Annotated in this window: 1 protein-coding gene; it reads left to right on the top strand. The window is 58.2% G+C overall.

What is annotated here, in order from left to right; translation table 11 throughout:
- Nucleotides 1-182 precede the first annotated feature (182 nt).
- Nucleotides 183-920 (top strand): hypothetical protein, encoded by a 738-nt coding sequence (locus C0456_RS20840; protein WP_291056724.1) that lies wholly within the window; start codon nucleotides 183-185, stop codon nucleotides 918-920.
- The last annotated feature ends 85 nt before the right edge of the window (nucleotides 921-1,005 follow it).

Consider the following 1,005-nt stretch of genomic DNA (forward strand, 5'->3'; position numbering starts at 1 on the left):
GAAATCTCGCCTAAGCTGCCCGTCCGGTTTTAGGAACGCGCCGCGCTGCCGGGAATGACTGAAACTGGGTGGTTAGCTGCCATCCCGGTTCCCGTGGCTTGGCTGGGGAGCCTACTACTGATAATTTCTTCATCTAATCATGCGATTGCTGCTGCGATCATGCGATGAGGCGGAGAAACGGTTTGGTGCGCGTCCTTCAAACGACATGGTTGGCGCTTGCCGCGCTTTTGGTCTCAGGCTGCGCGCTCGTGGAGGACAAGGCTCCGGACTACCGCTACCGCCTGACAGTCGAGGTCGAAACGCCCGAGGGAGTGAAAACCGGATCGAGTGTCATTCAGGTCGAGCAGTCGCTCGGAGGTGCGGCCTCAGCGGGCGGGCTTGCAGGCAGGCAGATTTACTACAAGTTTCGCGGCGAGGCCGTAGCGGTCGATCTGCCTGGCGGAAAGACGCTATTTGCGCTGCCTCGGTCAAGTAACGACGTCGACTGGGCGGCGCGGGTCATGCAGATGCTCGCGCCCAAGATTCAGGGTGAGCCGTGGGCCGAATCCTTCGACAATGTTCTGCTGATAAAGGGGGTGGTCGAGGTGCCGCGCATGTGGCCAGCAAACGCAACGCTTCCGGAGCGGTCAGCGTTTCCGCTGCTGGTAACCTTCGGCGACATCGCCGAGCCAGCGAGTGTAGAGTTGGTCGATCCCGATGACCTAGCCGCAACTTTCGGCGAAGGTGTGAAGCTAAGGCGGATTACGGTCGAGCTAACCGATGATCCTGTAACCACTGGTATTGAGCGTCGCCTCGTTTGGATGAGCGCTTATCGTGCAAAGTGGTTCAACCGCACCTCGACAATCTATGAAGATCTCACGACCGAAGATTTGTCTGCTCACCTTTCCGCTGGGAGCTTCAGCACGGATTATGCGAAATGAACCGTGACGTATTCTTGTCGCGCAACGCACTTGGCGCACTTAGTTGCGGCCACTTCCACAGAACCTAATGTCCGTTATGGGGTCG

Origin of the sequence: Hyphomonas sp. (assembly GCF_013823385.1) — a bacterium.
Taxonomy (GTDB): domain Bacteria; phylum Pseudomonadota; class Alphaproteobacteria; order Caulobacterales; family Hyphomonadaceae; genus Hyphomonas.